The sequence below is a fragment of the Acinetobacter calcoaceticus DSM 30006 = CIP 81.8 genome, from assembly GCF_000368965.1.
Classification (GTDB): domain Bacteria; phylum Pseudomonadota; class Gammaproteobacteria; order Pseudomonadales; family Moraxellaceae; genus Acinetobacter; species Acinetobacter calcoaceticus.
Genome location: NZ_KB849779.1, coordinates 1 through 14305 on the forward strand (window position 1 = coordinate 1; position 14305 = coordinate 14305).

At 37.9% G+C, this 14305-nt stretch carries 17 protein-coding genes; 12 read left to right on the plus strand and 5 right to left on the minus strand.

Annotated elements, in window-relative coordinates:
- Nucleotides 1-274: 274 nt before the first annotated feature.
- From F936_RS02380 to F936_RS02390, 3 genes are read left to right on the plus strand one after another with little or no spacing between them, the layout of a single operon-like run.
- Nucleotides 275-778: a regulatory sequestration protein YfiR gene (locus F936_RS02380; protein ID WP_004638726.1), complete on the plus strand. Its 504-nt coding sequence runs from the start codon at nucleotides 275-277 to the stop codon at nucleotides 776-778.
- A gap of 5 nt (nucleotides 779-783) precedes the next feature.
- Entirely contained in the window at nucleotides 784-2007 is a 1224-nt protein-coding gene (locus F936_RS02385) for a diguanylate cyclase DgcN/YfiN (protein WP_005044654.1), read from the plus strand.
- A gap of 14 nt (nucleotides 2008-2021) precedes the next feature.
- Complete coding sequence (locus tag F936_RS02390) at nucleotides 2022-2501, plus strand: outer membrane lipoprotein YfiB (protein ID WP_004638723.1); 480 nt, start codon at nucleotides 2022-2024, stop codon at nucleotides 2499-2501.
- A gap of 47 nt (nucleotides 2502-2548) precedes the next feature.
- On the opposite strand, the gene F936_RS02395 is transcribed toward F936_RS02390, so the two are convergent.
- The gene (locus F936_RS02395; protein ID WP_005044658.1) at nucleotides 2549-3559 is read right to left on the minus strand and encodes a metallophosphoesterase; all 1011 of its coding nucleotides are present in this window, start codon (nucleotides 3557-3559) and stop codon (nucleotides 2549-2551) included.
- A gap of 106 nt (nucleotides 3560-3665) precedes the next feature.
- On the opposite strand from F936_RS02395, the gene F936_RS02400 reads away from it, so the two are divergent.
- The gene (locus tag F936_RS02400) at nucleotides 3666-5291 is read left to right on the plus strand and encodes a phospholipase D-like domain-containing protein (protein ID WP_004638719.1); all 1626 of its coding nucleotides are present in this window, start codon (nucleotides 3666-3668) and stop codon (nucleotides 5289-5291) included.
- Here the strand turns inward: F936_RS02400 and F936_RS02405 are convergent, their stop codons facing one another.
- Nucleotides 5292-6101 (minus strand): lysophospholipid acyltransferase family protein, encoded by an 810-nt coding sequence (locus F936_RS02405; RefSeq protein WP_005043363.1) that lies wholly within the window; start codon nucleotides 6099-6101, stop codon nucleotides 5292-5294.
- Between the two features lie 215 nt (nucleotides 6102-6316).
- Here F936_RS02405 and hflX point away from each other — a divergent pair, with 215 nt between their 5' ends.
- The 4 genes from hflX to F936_RS02425 all read left to right on the plus strand — a co-directional run bounded on the left by hflX (nucleotide 6317) and on the right by F936_RS02425 (nucleotide 9276).
- Entirely contained in the window at nucleotides 6317-7660 is a 1344-nt protein-coding gene (gene hflX / locus F936_RS02410) for a ribosome rescue GTPase HflX (RefSeq protein ID WP_005044660.1), read from the plus strand.
- A 33-nt stretch (nucleotides 7661-7693) separates the two neighbouring features.
- On the plus strand, nucleotides 7694-8065 hold the full coding sequence (locus F936_RS02415) for a hypothetical protein (RefSeq protein WP_004638713.1): 372 nt from the start codon (nucleotides 7694-7696) through the stop codon (nucleotides 8063-8065).
- Nucleotides 8066-8075: 10 nt separating this feature from the next.
- Entirely contained in the window at nucleotides 8076-8750 is a 675-nt protein-coding gene (locus tag F936_RS02420; RefSeq protein WP_003656086.1) for an LrgB family protein, read from the plus strand.
- Between the two features lie 82 nt (nucleotides 8751-8832).
- Nucleotides 8833-9276, plus strand: coding sequence for a DUF2147 domain-containing protein (locus F936_RS02425; RefSeq protein WP_026055648.1), 444 nt, complete (start codon nucleotides 8833-8835; stop codon nucleotides 9274-9276).
- A gap of 92 nt (nucleotides 9277-9368) precedes the next feature.
- Here the strand turns inward: F936_RS02425 and F936_RS02430 are convergent, their stop codons facing one another.
- From F936_RS02430 to pdxA, 3 genes are read right to left on the minus strand one after another with little or no spacing between them, the layout of a single operon-like run.
- Nucleotides 9369-10211, minus strand: a complete 843-nt coding sequence (locus tag F936_RS02430; RefSeq protein WP_005044665.1) for a symmetrical bis(5'-nucleosyl)-tetraphosphatase — start codon at nucleotides 10209-10211, stop codon at nucleotides 9369-9371.
- Complete coding sequence (gene rsmA, locus F936_RS02435; protein WP_005044667.1) at nucleotides 10212-11024, minus strand: 16S rRNA (adenine(1518)-N(6)/adenine(1519)-N(6))-dimethyltransferase RsmA; 813 nt, start codon at nucleotides 11022-11024, stop codon at nucleotides 10212-10214.
- Between the two features lie 23 nt (nucleotides 11025-11047).
- A complete protein-coding gene (gene pdxA / locus F936_RS02440) occupies nucleotides 11048-12031 on the minus strand; it encodes a 4-hydroxythreonine-4-phosphate dehydrogenase PdxA (RefSeq protein ID WP_005044670.1) in 984 nt (327 codons plus the stop codon).
- A gap of 173 nt (nucleotides 12032-12204) precedes the next feature.
- Between pdxA and rplM the strand changes: the two genes are divergently transcribed.
- The 4 genes from rplM to F936_RS02460 all read left to right on the plus strand — a co-directional run bounded on the left by rplM (nucleotide 12205) and on the right by F936_RS02460 (nucleotide 14298).
- Nucleotides 12205-12633, plus strand: a complete 429-nt coding sequence (rplM, locus tag F936_RS02445) for a 50S ribosomal protein L13 (RefSeq protein WP_003656097.1) — start codon at nucleotides 12205-12207, stop codon at nucleotides 12631-12633.
- A gap of 12 nt (nucleotides 12634-12645) precedes the next feature.
- Complete coding sequence (gene rpsI, locus F936_RS02450) at nucleotides 12646-13032, plus strand: 30S ribosomal protein S9 (RefSeq protein ID WP_002048725.1); 387 nt, start codon at nucleotides 12646-12648, stop codon at nucleotides 13030-13032.
- A 174-nt stretch (nucleotides 13033-13206) separates the two neighbouring features.
- Nucleotides 13207-13860 carry a glutathione S-transferase N-terminal domain-containing protein gene (locus F936_RS02455; RefSeq protein WP_004638694.1) on the plus strand — a complete coding sequence of 218 codons (654 nt, stop codon included), beginning with the start codon at nucleotides 13207-13209 and terminating at the stop codon, nucleotides 13858-13860.
- Nucleotides 13861-13866: 6 nt separating this feature from the next.
- Nucleotides 13867-14298, plus strand: coding sequence for a ClpXP protease specificity-enhancing factor (locus tag F936_RS02460; protein WP_005043349.1), 432 nt, complete (start codon nucleotides 13867-13869; stop codon nucleotides 14296-14298).
- Nucleotides 14299-14305 lie beyond the last annotated feature (7 nt).

Consider the following 14305-nt stretch of genomic DNA (forward strand, 5'->3'; position numbering starts at 1 on the left):
AATCAACTCAATTCCAAGTAACTGTTTTTCAACAAGTTTCTATCTGCATCACCGCCGATGGATGTGCATTATAGACTATTAAATTCCCTTGGCAAGGGGTATTTCAGCCTTTTTCTTTTGAGTGCCGCTTTTTTCTACTATTTTGTGAAAAAAGTGAGGTATATGCTTTTTTTTAGGCATTTCAGTCAACGTTAGATGAGATATTAAACTTTTTTTACTTTATCAACTTCATGTAGAATAGATTATTCGTGCAATAGTTTGGCATTAACTCACCATGTGGCAGTTCGCTAAGAAAGTATTTGTTTGCATACTTGTAGTGTTTGCTACGAGTGGGCCTTGTTATGCCAATTCAAAACATAACTTCTATGTGCTTACTTTATCTATTCTAAGCTACAGTAAGTGGGAGAATGTAAATACTCCTACTCTTTGTGTTATTGATAATCCCTCCATTACATCTACCTTTCAATCTTATATCCAGCAAATGTCTTATAATTATCGTGTTCAAACTGTAAACGCGAAAGATTTTGCACGGTCACATTGTCAGGCTGTTTATTTTTCTACTACTTCTCCACAGCAACAACAAAATCTTATTCAGAATTATCCTTATCGTTCTTTACTTTCTTTAAGCATCAATAATTCAGACTGTGAAATAGGAAGTATCTTTTGTTTATATAATCAAAATAATTACACTACCTTTAAAGTTAACTTAGATGCTTTAAGTCACTCCAAAGTTCATATTGATCCGAGAGTATTGCTCTTGGCTAAGAATGCGGAGTAAGGATTATGATATCTAAGTTGTATCAGTCCACTTCATTGCATGCTTTATTTAGAAAGTCTCAATTTACGATTTTTGCAATTACTTTCTTTATTTGTTCTTTTACCTTTGTATCGATTTCTGTTTTTACAATGGAAACCTATGCCAAGCAAAATTTACAATTGCTTAGCCACACTCTGCTAGAGCGTATTCAGCCAGCAGTTGTATTTAATGATAAAATTACGATAGAGCAAATTTTGAATGAATATACGAATGATCATTCAATCCGTACTATTCATATTTATGATTCAGAACATCATTTAATTGCACAAAGTTTTAAATTATCAAGTCAGACTTCAATTTTAGAGGGTTGGTTTGATCATTGGTTTTTAAATGACCCGGTTCATCTTACAATTTACCACCACGAACAAAATGTAGGTGAATTAACCCTTTTTGGTAGTTCAGAAAAAATATTGCAGTTCCTGAAAATGATTATGGTCGGACTCGCAATTGCGATGTTGTTTATTGTTTGCGCTTTGTGGTGGTCAGTAAACTTAACTTATCGTCAAATTATGCAGGCTATTTATCCACTTACTAATATTGCTCAAATTGTAAGTGATCAAAAAGCTTATAATCTTCGGTTCCCTTATAATCGAATTAAAGAATTTCAAGATTTAAATACTGTTTTTAATGAGTTACTTGAAGAAATTCAGATATGGGACAATCAATTACAAAAAGAAAATCGTAAATTGTCATTTCAGGCTCATCACGATCAGCTCACCTTATTACCTAATAGACATTATTTTTATCAAATTCTTTTAGATATGTTTGAAGATAAGGGATTTGATAACAAATCTGCTTTATTATTTATAGATAACAATAACTTCAAAGCGATTAACGACCAGTTTGGACATTTGGCTGGAGATGAAGTTTTGAAAGAAATGGCGAATCGCTTGCAAACCCGTTTACGTCATCAAGATTTTATTGCGCGTTTAGGTGGCGACGAATTTGCTGTCATTTTGCATTCCATTAGTCATGCTGATCATTTAATATCTATTGCTGAAAATTTACTCGAAAGCTGTAAAGAACCTTTGCATCTGAATGGTCAAACCATTTACTTCAGTTTTAGTGTGGGTATTGCTTTATCACAATTTGCATCTAGCCCCGAAGATTTCATTATGCAAGCAGATCAGGCAATGTATAAGGCTAAAAATTCGGATGAACGCTGGTTTATCTATAAACCTGAAAATTAAATTTAGGCTAATCTATGAATACAAGATCTTTAAAACTCTCCTTTATTGCATTGCTATGCATTACTCTTGCAGGGTGCCTGAGTTTTGGGCCATTAAAATATCGTCAGGTAAAATTGCTCAAAAAAGAAGGTTTTGTGCTTACAAATGAAGGATGGACTTTAGGTTTACCAGAACGTTTGTTGTTTGACTTTAATAATGCAGAGTTAAAACAGAGCCATGAAGCTGAGTTAGTGCGTCTAGCATCTCAATTGAATAAATATGATCTTAATAAATTGAAAATTGTTGGTCATACTGATGATGTTGGCGATGCTGCTTATAATCAAAAGCTGTCTGAAGAGCGCGCACAAAGTGTGGCAAACCTTTTCTTAGCTCGTGGGTTTAAGCAAGAAAATATCTATGTGATTGGTCGAGGTTCAACACAGCCCTATGTTCCAAATACAACCAATGAAAATCGTGCGATTAACCGACGTGTTGCCATTGTTGTTATTCCATAATTTTCAATTTATAAAAAAGCCAATCCTCTGTGATTGGCTTTTTTATTTTAAACTAACTCAATAATATCAATTGTTGGCGGCACTCTAAAACGTAAAGGGATGCCGACCATTCCTGTGCCAACTGTCACAAAAACATCGGCATGTTCGTGAGAGTAAAATCCACGTTTATGACCTAAAATTGACACTTTTTTCATAATATAGGTGGTAAGCCATGGAAGCTCAACCTGCCCTCCATGTGTATGCCCAGATAACATTAATGATCGATTCGGCAATTTAGGTACCATGTCTACCGTATCTGGATTATGGGAAAGAATTAACCAAGGCTTGTCTTGTGGTAAATCTGGCATCGAACGCATGTCGGTTTTTCCAGCCCAGAGATCACCAATACCAATCAAACGAAATTCTTCAAAATCAACTATTTTGCCTTCAATATCGACAACTTCATTATAAAACAAGGCATCTTTTAATAATTGTTGGATAGGTGGTCCTGGATATTGCTCATCATGGTTTCCAGGAACAGAGTAAACAGGTGCCTGAATTTCTTTTAAAACACTCAATTCTTGAATTAGTCTATTTTCCGGTTCATATGTCCAGTCACCCGCCACAACCACTAAATCAGGTTGCTGTTCATTTAATTTTTTAACTATTGTTTTTAGTTGGCGCTCATGCCCTGAAAATAAACCAATATGTAAATCAGCAATTAACGCTACTTTTACCGGTTTATTAAAACTTCGATCTGGATTTAACCGATATTGATGTGTATCGACACGCACTAGATGAGGTTCAATAAATCGGGCATAAATTAAAATGCCACTTAAGAAAAAGATGAAAATACCTTGATGAATTGAATAGTAACCAATCCAAGCAGCGTATAAATTAAAAAACCAGAGAGGAATAAGTAGATAAGAGAGATAAAATGCGAGTAAATGGACAAAAGCTTTAAATGGATGAATAGTCTCGGTTCGAGATTGATGAATCCAAGCTTCAGAAATCCCCCATAAAGCAAGTATTGAAAATATAAAGTAAAAACAAAAAATAATTGAATTTGGATTCCACATTACGACTCTCGACTTATCTTATATTGATTGCTAGTAATCAAATTCAATATTTATCTTTCAATATGCACGAATTATACTCTAGCTCACGTTATCGTATGTACTGATTATGGCACAATCCTTTCATTCCAAACAGCTTCAAACGAATCAACAAGCTAAAGGCTTTTTGATAAAAGCCTCTATAGTCCTATGTTCTAGTTTTGCTGTAGGTTTGACAGGATGTAGTACTCTGCCAAAACATGGTGTTGAGCCAGTACAATATGCAAAAGATATTGATACTTCTGAGACCTCACTTGCCAAACTGATTACTCCCTTACGTCAGCAAAACCCAAAACTAACGGGTTTTCACGTATTAAATGATCCGTTGGAGGCTCTAGCAGCCCGCCTAAGATTAATTGATAAAGCCGAAAAGACATTAGATTTACAATATTACATTTGGGACAATGACAAGGTTGGTGCTTTAGCGTTACACGCGATTATTCGGGCAGCTGATCGCGGGGTAAAAGTCCGACTTCTTATTGATGACAATAATGCAAAAAAAATAGAAGGGATTTTGCTTGCCCTTTCTCAGCATAAAAATATTGAAGTTAAGCTTTTTAACCCCTACCGTTTTCGTAAATATCGCGCGATGGATATGGTTCTTGATTTAAAACGTATCAATCGTCGTATGCACAATAAAAGTTTTATTGCCGACAATGAGGTTGCTCTTATTGGCGGACGAAACATGACAAATCAATATTACAATGTAAGTGATAGTTATCAATTCTCTGATGTCGATGTGATGTTGGTGGGTGCTGCTGTTGATGATATTGTGAATTCGTTTGATGACTACTGGAATCATGAATATGCATATTCAGTTCAAAGTATCGTAAGTCCAGAGCAACATCGTCTACGTTATGAAGGATTAAAAGAGCAACTCGAAGCTCACTACCAACAGGCGACAGTTCAAAACTTTCTAAACTTAACCGCAAAATCACATGCATTTGATGAATGGTTAAATCGCAATATTCAATTCGACTGGGTCAAAGCCGAAGTCGTAAAAGACTCGCCTGATAAAATCAAATCAAAGGCTAAAAAAGAAGAACACCTTAATTTCCAGTTAATTAACCATCTAGAAAAACCGGAAAGTAATGTTGATTTAATTTCTGCTTATTTTATTCCTGAAAAGCAAGGCGCCAAAATTTTAAGTACTCTTGCCAAAGAAGGTGTTGAGGTTCGAGTCTTAACCAACTCATTTAAAGCAAATGACGTTGCTGTCGTTCATGCCTTTTATGGAAAGTACCGTAAAGAACTGCTTAAAAACGGCGTACAACTTTATGAATTTTTACCGACACCAGATAAAAGAGATTTAAATAAAAATACAGATGAGCTAGCAACTAAAGCAAAAGTGAATATGAAAGGATTAAGCCGCTCAAGCTTGCATACTAAACTTATGGCTTTAGATGAGCAGGTTTTTATTGGTTCATTTAATTTTGATCCACGTTCAGCTTATTTGAATACTGAAATTGGCGTAATTTTGGATAGTCCATCATTGGCTAAAACCATTCACCACACGATGGATGAAAATTTAAACAAATTTGCTTATAAGCTAAAGCTCGACGCTAATAATCATATTTATTGGCAGCAAGAGACTTCACATGGTCCCTTAATTTATAAACAAGAACCCGAGATGAAATGGTGGCAAAAGGCAGGCATGAAGTTTCTTTCATGGCTGCCAATCGAAGGATTCATGTAATTAATTTTTTGGCTTAAGTACTTTTTGATGTAGTTGAGCCAATCCTTCTACCATTTTTTCTTGAACTTCATTTGTTAAACTTTTCACATCATGCCCTTCCACAGAAATTGGTGGCAAAGTTAACAAATGAGCTGTTACTTTCGGCATTTCAAGTACGCGTTGAATATGTTCTGCAAAAGACATCTCACCAATGAATGGAGCAACTGTATCTAATTGTCCATAACGGTTTACATAACAAATTAAACATACCTGTACTGGACGTTGAGCCTCAATAGCCGCCCCAAGTAAACGGCCATGTACTTTCTTAACAGAATGTCCATCGGTGGTAGTCGCTTCAGGGAAAAATAGTACAGGAATATTTTGTTTTAAAAATTCGGTAATTTGCTCACGGATTCTAACGGAGTCCCCAGACCCACGCTTAATAAATAAAGTTCCACCACCTTTAGCTAAATTCCCGAAAATGGGCCAATTTTCAATTTCAGCTTTAGCAAGGAAGAAAACACGAGCCCCTGAACCTAAAACAGCAACATCTAGCCAGGAAATATGATTACTTACCCATAGGGCAGGTTCTCTAGGAATTGTTCCATGTACTTCTACATCTAAGTTAAAAACCTGACATAAACGGCGGCAAAAATATTGGACATAGCGTGTATTAACCGGATTATTAGGATCTTTATAAAGGCCATGTCGATAAACTAAATAAAAACCTTCACTAATTGCAGCCGTGGCAGAAGTGACTTTTTTTCCGTATAAACCTATTTTTGATAATTTCTTTAACGTTGAATTAACTATACTTTGCGTTTGAGCCATAAAATTTCACTAACGATCAATCATTGTTATACCCATCTCGAGCATTCTATACGTTTCAGAATAAACTTGCATTGATGATAGAGAACTGGAAATAAAATAAATTCAGACATCTCTAACTACATTTAACTAATCTAAAGGATAAGAACAAACGCTTTCCCCTTTTGCTTAAGTTTCATCTAGAATAAAGTTTTCCCATTTTCAGGATTTATAGCCACGTGGAATATGTTGATCGGCATCAAGGCGGTGAACGCACAATTTTAGTGAGTGTTTCTGTACAATTATTAGATGATCTGGATGCCGAAGAGTTTGCTCTACTTGCACAGTCTGCTGGTGCAGATATCCTTGAACATATTAAGGTTCAGCGAAATAAACCCAATCCTAAATTTTTTATTGGTTCAGGAAAAGTCGAAGAAATTGCTGAGCGAGTTCAGGAACTAGAAGCAAGTCTGGTGATTTTTGACCATGCTTTATCACCCGCTCAAGAACGAAATTTAGAAAGAATATTAAAATGCCGAGTCATTGACCGTACTGGTTTAATTCTAGATATTTTTGCACTGCGTGCCCGTACGCATGAAGGTAAATTACAAGTCGAGCTTGCACAGTTAAAGCATTTATCTACGCGTCTTATTCGCGGTTGGTCAGCAGACTTTGAGCAACAAAAAGGTGGTATTGGCTTACGTGGTCCTGGTGAAACACAACTAGAAACAGACCGTCGCCTCATTCGTGTTCGGATTGCCCAATTAAAAGATAAATTAGAAAAAGTACATCAAACCCGTATTCAAGGACGTGCTGCAAGACAAAAGGCAGCCATTCCAACTGTGTCGCTAGTTGGTTATACCAATGCGGGCAAATCAACTCTATTTAATATTTTAGCGAAAAGTGATGTCTACGCAGCCGACCAACTATTTGCAACACTCGATCCGACATTACGCCGTTTGGAATGGGATGGTATCGGCACAGTCGTGTTAGCAGATACGGTAGGCTTTGTACGAAACTTACAACATGACTTAGTTGAATCATTCAAAGCAACACTTGAAGAAACACTTGAAGCCACCCTATTACTGCATGTGATAGATAGTAATAGCCATGACATGCTTGATCAAATTGAAGCAGTTGAAAGTGTATTAAAAGAAATTGGTGCAGATGCTCCAGTACTTCGGGTATACAACAAAATTGACCTGAGTGGTGAAGAAGCCAAAATCATTTATGCCGAGCCACATGTACCAGATCGAGTTTATGTTTCGGCTCATGCTGGCCTTGGTCTAGAATTACTTCAACAAGCAGTGCAAGAATGTTTAATGGGTCAAATTCAACATTTTTCACTGATTCTTAAACCTGCTTATGGCAAATTGCGCACCCAACTTTATGCTTTAAATGTGATTCAGTCTGAACACTATGATGATGCTGGCTTATTGCATATTGATGTACGTATTGCCCCACATAAATTAGAAAAGCTTATTCGCCAAGCAAAACTGCCCTTAGAGGAAATCTTGGGAGAACGTGCTAGTCAATTTAGCCGTCCCTTGGAGGAGTTTGAAATCAAGGGTCAGATCAGTTAAAACTTGATAAGTAAACTTTTAGAGATAAAAAATATGGATAAGATCAAAAGTATAGACTGGACAGCATGGGTAGCAACTTTACTACTCATTATTGGTTTTCGTGAAGGCTCTGTCATCGTCATGCGTGCTTTTGGTCATCCAGAATTAGGTAATTTAGTCGGCTTAATCAGCTTACTCACTATTTTGATTATCTGGAGAAAGTTCAAGAAAATCCCTCTCCGGATAGTCGATACAAATAATAAAATTATGAAAGAAAGTGGATTTGCTTTTTTACCCGTTTGTGCTGGCTCCTTAATTATGTTGGTGCATATGGGTAAAGAAATTCCACTATTCCTTTTTGTTTTAGTAGTCAGCACCCTTATACCTTTGTGGGTCTATGCAAAAATGGCAAAACGTTGGTTATAAGGAGAATAAAATGTTTACTATTTTCTATGGTTTTTTAATCACATTAATTGGTTATCTGTGTGCAAAACCTTTAAACCGACGTTTTCCGCAAGTTCCACTTTTAGTTTTCGGCATGTTCATTGTCATTGCCTTACTTTCAGTTTTACAAGTCCCTTATGAACAATATCGTCTTTATGTGAATGAGTTATTTAGCCATTTATTGGGATATGTCACCGTAGCCTTAGCCATTCCTTTAGCTGCAATGCGTTACGATGACCTTCCAATTAAATCGGTTATTGGGATTTTATGTTTTGCAAGTATAAGTGCCGTTGCCCTACCTATGAGCCTCGCTTATTTGTTACATATGTCGGAACCTACTATTCTTGCATTTGCAACCCGTGCAGTAACTACCCCAATTGCCCTAAATATCGCAACGTTATTGCATGCTCCTGAAACGCTGGTGACCCTTATTGTTATTTTATCTGGGGTTATTGGAGCGGCTTTTTCACCATTTTTACTCAAGCATATTCATGATGAAAGAGCATCAGGCTTAGCCTTAGGTTTAGCTGCGCATGCCATAGGAACAGCTCAAGCTTGGCAGCGCGGACCAGTTGCGGGTCGCTACGCTGCATTTGGTATGGCTTTGAATGGCGTATTTACTGCAATTTGGCTACCTACATTAATGCTGTCACTCGGAACACCATAATTAAGAAGCCTATTAAATAAACATTGAACGGTATATAAATTCGCAATAAGATGACCTTTCAATGTTAAAAGGATTTTTAATGATGGGGAAATTTTTTATTGGAGCTTTGCTCTTATTGGGGATCAATACTGCTACATTTGCAGCAGACATTACAGGTCTTTGGCAAACAATTGATGATAAGACTGGTGCGCCCAAAGCACAGGTAGAAATACGAAAAGAAGCAAATGGGACATATGCTGGAAAGATCGTTAAAGTTACACCACGCCCAGGTTATACACCTAAAGAGATTTGTGAGAGCTGCCCTGCACCATATACCAATAAACCAATTTTAGGTTCGGATATTGCAACTGGCTTAAAAAAGACAGATGAGCTTAATTATACAGGCGGGAAAATTCTAGATCCGAATACGGGCAAAGTTTATGGGCTTAAAGCAAAACTTAGTGCAACTGGTAAACGTCTCCATATGCGCGGATATCTTGGGGTTTCAGCATTAGGCCGTAATCAAATTTGGTTACGCGTAGAATAAAAGTTAAAAATAAAAAAAGCCGCTTATGCGGCTTTTTTTATTTTTACTCGGGTACAACCCTCATCTTGCGCTCATGAAAAGCATTGCTTTTCCTATATTCGCTCAGGATTATCGACAGCAAAGATTTCTTTATCTTCAAGGCGATAAGCCATTAATTGTCGTCCCCAAACACAGCCGCCATCAATATTCTGGATTTGCTCATTGATGCTTCTACCTTCTAGCGCAGCCCAATGACCAAAAATAATCTGATGAGTCTGAGAAGCTTTACTTGGAAATTCGAACCAAGGTAAATAGCCTTCTGGCATTGGCGCATCCAGAGCATCTTTAAAACTGAACTCTAAAGCTCCTTCTGCATTGGTTAAACGCATGCGTGTCAGATAATTGGTAATACAACGTAAACGTGCTGAACCTGTTAGATTGTCTTCCCACAAATCGGGTTTTGAACCATACATTTCTGCTAAAAAAGCATCCAATACAGATAAATCTTGATGTGAGAGTACTGCTTCAACCTCTTTTGCTAGCGTTGCAGTTTTTTGTGCATCCCAAATGCAAGGTATGCCCGCATGAGTAAGAATTGTGTGCTCGTTTGGGAATAAACATAAAGGTTGTTTACGCAACCAGTCGATTAATTCATCGCCATCAATTGCGTCAATAACATCCTGCGTACGATCTTTTTCTTTAATCTCTTTTAAACCACGTGCACCCGCAATTAAAGTCAGGTCATGATTTCCAAGTACAGTTGCAGCAGCGCCGCGGTCAGCAAGTTTTTTAACAAAACGTAAAGCCCCCACTGAGTTTTCGCCACGAGCGACCAAATCACCCGCAAACCATAAAAAATCTTGGTCTGGATCAAAACGTATTTCTTTAAGTAAGGCTTTCAGAGCTTCAAAACACCCTTGTACATCGCCAATCACATAATTAAAACGTTTAGTCATTTATCCCACCATTTGATCGGCTAAAGCAACAAATTGAGTCAATGTTAAAGTTTCCGGACGAGCCATCGGATCAACGCCTGCTTTTTCAAAGCCATCTTCAGCGATCATACCTTTAAGACTATTTCTTAGGGTTTTACGACGTTGGGTAAATACATGACCAACCAACCGAGCTAAAGCTTTTTCATCTTTTGCAATAATTGGCTTTTGTTCATAGGGAACAAGGCGGAAAACAGCACTCGTTACTTTAGGTGGTGGATTAAATGCGCCAGCTGGCACTTCAAATAAAAACGTTGGTTGGCAATAATACTGAATCATTACCGACAAGCGACCATATTCTTTTGTGTTTGGTTCAGCCGTAATACGGTCAACCACCTCTTTTTGGAGCATAAAGTGCATGTCTTTCACTTTACTGCCAAATTCCAAGAGATGAAAAAGTAATGGGGTTGAAATGTTATAAGGTAAATTACCAACCACACGTAATGGTCGACCATCTTTTACCAGTTCACTAAAATCATATTTTAATGCATCAGCTTCTATAATCGTTAAACGTTCAGGATGTGGAACGCGTTCTGGTAAGCCTGCTGCTAAATCACGATCTAGCTCAACAACTGTTAATGCATCACATTCCCCAATTAAAGGAGATGTTAATGCGGCCAAACCAGGTCCAATTTCGACAACATTTTCACCCGGACGCGGATTTACCGAGCGCACGATTTTGGCAATGACTCGCTGATCATGTAAGAAGTTTTGACCAAAACGTTTACGAGCTTTATGCCCTTCATCTTTCGGGTTTAGGGCATTAATTTGATACATAGAACATTTCCAACATGAAAAATTTAGCTCGCTGCCAAAGATAAAGCTAAATCGACAGCGACATTTAAACTTGAGCTTTTTGCCAAACCGGTACCGGCCAAAGACAATGCCGTGCCATGATCGACCGAAGTTCGGATGAATGGCAAACCCAATGTAATATTGATGGCCTCACCAAACCCTTGTGATTTTAACACAGGTAAACCTTGATCATGGTACATGGCAAGTACAGCGTCAGCATTTTTAAGATGTTCAGGGGTAAATAAGGTATCCGCAGGCAAGCTTAGACTCATTTTAATCCCTTGTGCCCGATAACTTTCGAGTACTGGATTAATCGTTTCTATTTCTTCACGTCCTAAATACCCATCTTCACCCGCGTGAGGATTTAATCCGCAAACAAGTACGCGCGGATCCATAATCTTAAATTTAGTTTTTAAATCATGTAATAAAATATCAATGACCTGATGCAAACGCTCTTTGGTAATTGCATCTGCAACATCTCTTAAGGGCAAATGTGTAGTAGCTAAAGCAACACGTAAGGTCTTGGTTGCAAGCATCATGACGACACGCTCTACACCTGCAAACTCTTGGTAGTATTCAGTGTGTCCACTAAACAAAATACCTGCATCGTTAATGACCGACTTTTGCACAGGAGCAGTGGCAACCCCAACACTTTTACCAGACATTGCATAATCAGCTGAACGGCGTAATTGTTCTAATACATAAGCTGCATTAGCTGAGTTTAATTGCCCATCAACAACCGCCGTTTCTAAAGGTACATGCTCTATATAAAGTTCACCTGAAGACGACGATTCAGCTTGTCCCGTATATTCTATAAACTGAATATTTATACCGAGTTTCTGGGCACGTTGTTCTAATAAATTCCAGTCACCCAAAATAACAAGTGGGCGTTCATCAACTCGCTTAGCCAAGCTCAAGCAAATATCTGGACCAATACCAGCCGGCTCACCGGAAGTGACATATAAAGGCAGCACAATCACCCCAGACACATAACGAAAATTTGTTTGATTTTAACATATCCCGCATTCATCAGTTTATGGATTAAATTATATGGCTTAAACTGGATTTTTCTTGTGACTTTGAACAAACTCGTTTAGAATGCTCGCTCCTTTTGTTTGGACAGATTCCATAGTCCAAACCAACTATAATAGGTAGTGGTTTAATGAAAACTCTCAGCGCTAAGCCAGCTGAAGTTCAACATGACTGGTATGTTGTTGATGCTTCTGGCAAAACTTTAGGTCGCCTTGCGACTGAAATCGCTCGTCGTTTACGCGGTAAGCACAAAACTTCTTATACTCCTCACGTTGACACTGGCGATTACATCGTTGTGATTAATGCTGAACAAGTTCAAGTGACTGGTAAAAAAGCACTTGATAAGAAATATTATCGCCATACTGGTTTCCCTGGTGGTATCCGTGAGACTAACTTCGAGAAGTTAATTGCTCACAAGCCTGAAGCTGTTCTTGAAAAAGCAGTTAAAGGCATGTTACCAAAAGGTCCTCTTGGTTATGCAATGATCAAAAAAATGAAAGTGTACGCTGGTACTGAGCATCCGCATGCTGCTCAACAGCCACAAGTTTTGGACATCTAAGGGATACAGCACATGGCTACTAATTATGGTACAGGTCGCCGTAAGACCGCAACTGCACGTGTTTTCTTGTCAGCTGGTACAGGCAAACTCGTTATTAACAACCGTACTTTAGAGCAATATTTCGGTCGTGAAACTGCTCGTATGGTTGTTCGTCAACCTTTAGAACTTTTAGAAGTTACTGAAAAGTTTGACCTTTACATCACTGTTAAAGGTGGTGGTATTGGTGGTCAAGCTGGCGCGATCCGTCACGGTATTACTCGTGCGCTTATCGCTGCTGACGAAACTTTAAAACCTGTTCTTCGTCAAGCTGGTTTCGTTACTCGTGATGCTCGTGAAGTTGAACGTAAGAAACTTGGTTTACGTAAAGCTCGTAAACGTCCTCAATTCTCTAAACGTTAATTCGTTTATCGAGTTGGACAAAAAGCCTTGGATTTTTCCAAGGCTTTTTTATTATGAAAATAGAACAATAAAATGCAAACTTATAAATATAAACAAACTATCTCTTTAGAACCGTGATTTCCTAGAGCATTTTTAGTATCCTAATCGATTCACTCAACCACGTCGTCTTGTGATATGTCGGTCGAAAACACCTCTATTCAGGGGATTACCCTTTACAGTCATGCTGATGATTTCCGTTCTCACTGGATTCGTTTCTTATTAGCAGAAAAGCAAATCAAATATCAATTGATCGTAACTGACCATGAAGACGAAGATTTAGCAAGTTTAAATCCTTATAACCAATTGCCGATGTTGGTCGAGCAAAACCTTAAATTATTTTCAGCGCCTATTATTGCTGAATATTTAGATGATCGTTATCGCCAAGGTAAGCTTTACGCAGATGCGCCAATGATGCGTGCAGAGCAGCGTCAATATATATGGAGACTTGAAAACGACTGGTTCAAATTAGCAGATCAGATGTTAAAGCATGCTGATTCTTTAAATGTCGAACAAAAGCAAAAAGCTCAAAAAGAATTACGTGAAACTTTAATTTCACTTACTCCCCTATTTCAGCATTTCCCCTATTTTATGTCTGAAAATTTCACCATCTTGGACTGTATGCTTGCCCCTATTTTCTTAAGGCTAAACAGCATGGGAATCGATTTACCGAAACAGCACTGCCGACCGATACTTTTGTATTGTAAACGTATCTTTGAGAGGCCTTCTTTTGCTAAATCAATGACGGCTCAAGAGAAAAACCGTTACAATGAACTATTAAATATGGAATAGTGTGATATGTCTGAGCAACCTATTGATTTAACCCCTACACGTCCTTATCTTGCTCGTGCAATCTATGAATGGATTTGCGATAACCAGCTTACTCCTTATCTATTAGTGGATGCGACACAGCCATATACCGATGTTCCACAGCAATTTGTTAAAGATGGGCAAATCGTTTTGAATATCGTGCCTCATGCTGTTCATCAACTTCTTATTGCTAATGAAGCCATTACTTTTTCTGCCCGTTTCGGGGGGGCATCGAAAGACATTTATGTACCTATTCAAGCAGTTTTAGGTATTTATGCACGCGAGAATGGACAAGGTTTATTCTTTGATCCTGAAGAATATGCCAATGTAGCGCCTGTAGAAAATACCGTAGAGCCAGAAGTACAAGAAGCTGACACAACATCGACCAAGAAAAAACCAACGTTAAGAATTTTAGATTAAATTTAGA

Coding starts and splice junctions, on each gene's coding strand:
- F936_RS02380 (WP_004638726.1), top strand. CDS start 275: ATGTGGCAGTTCGCTAAGAAAGTATTTGTTTGCATACTTGTAGTGTTT.
- F936_RS02385 (WP_005044654.1), top strand. CDS start 784: ATGATATCTAAGTTGTATCAGTCCACTTCATTGCATGCTTTATTTAGA.
- F936_RS02390 (WP_004638723.1), top strand. CDS start 2,022: ATGAATACAAGATCTTTAAAACTCTCCTTTATTGCATTGCTATGCATT.
- F936_RS02395 (WP_005044658.1), bottom strand. CDS start 3,559: ATGTGGAATCCAAATTCAATTATTTTTTGTTTTTACTTTATATTTTCA.
- F936_RS02400 (WP_004638719.1), top strand. CDS start 3,666: ATGGCACAATCCTTTCATTCCAAACAGCTTCAAACGAATCAACAAGCT.
- F936_RS02405 (WP_005043363.1), bottom strand. CDS start 6,101: ATGGCTCAAACGCAAAGTATAGTTAATTCAACGTTAAAGAAATTATCA.
- F936_RS02415 (WP_004638713.1), top strand. CDS start 7,694: ATGGATAAGATCAAAAGTATAGACTGGACAGCATGGGTAGCAACTTTA.
- F936_RS02420 (WP_003656086.1), top strand. CDS start 8,076: ATGTTTACTATTTTCTATGGTTTTTTAATCACATTAATTGGTTATCTG.
- F936_RS02425 (WP_026055648.1), top strand. CDS start 8,833: ATGGGGAAATTTTTTATTGGAGCTTTGCTCTTATTGGGGATCAATACT.
- F936_RS02430 (WP_005044665.1), bottom strand. CDS start 10,211: ATGACTAAACGTTTTAATTATGTGATTGGCGATGTACAAGGGTGTTTT.
- rsmA (WP_005044667.1), bottom strand. CDS start 11,024: ATGTATCAAATTAATGCCCTAAACCCGAAAGATGAAGGGCATAAAGCT.
- rplM (WP_003656097.1), top strand. CDS start 12,205: ATGAAAACTCTCAGCGCTAAGCCAGCTGAAGTTCAACATGACTGGTAT.
- rpsI (WP_002048725.1), top strand. CDS start 12,646: ATGGCTACTAATTATGGTACAGGTCGCCGTAAGACCGCAACTGCACGT.
- F936_RS02455 (WP_004638694.1), top strand. CDS start 13,207: ATGTCGGTCGAAAACACCTCTATTCAGGGGATTACCCTTTACAGTCAT.
- F936_RS02460 (WP_005043349.1), top strand. CDS start 13,867: ATGTCTGAGCAACCTATTGATTTAACCCCTACACGTCCTTATCTTGCT.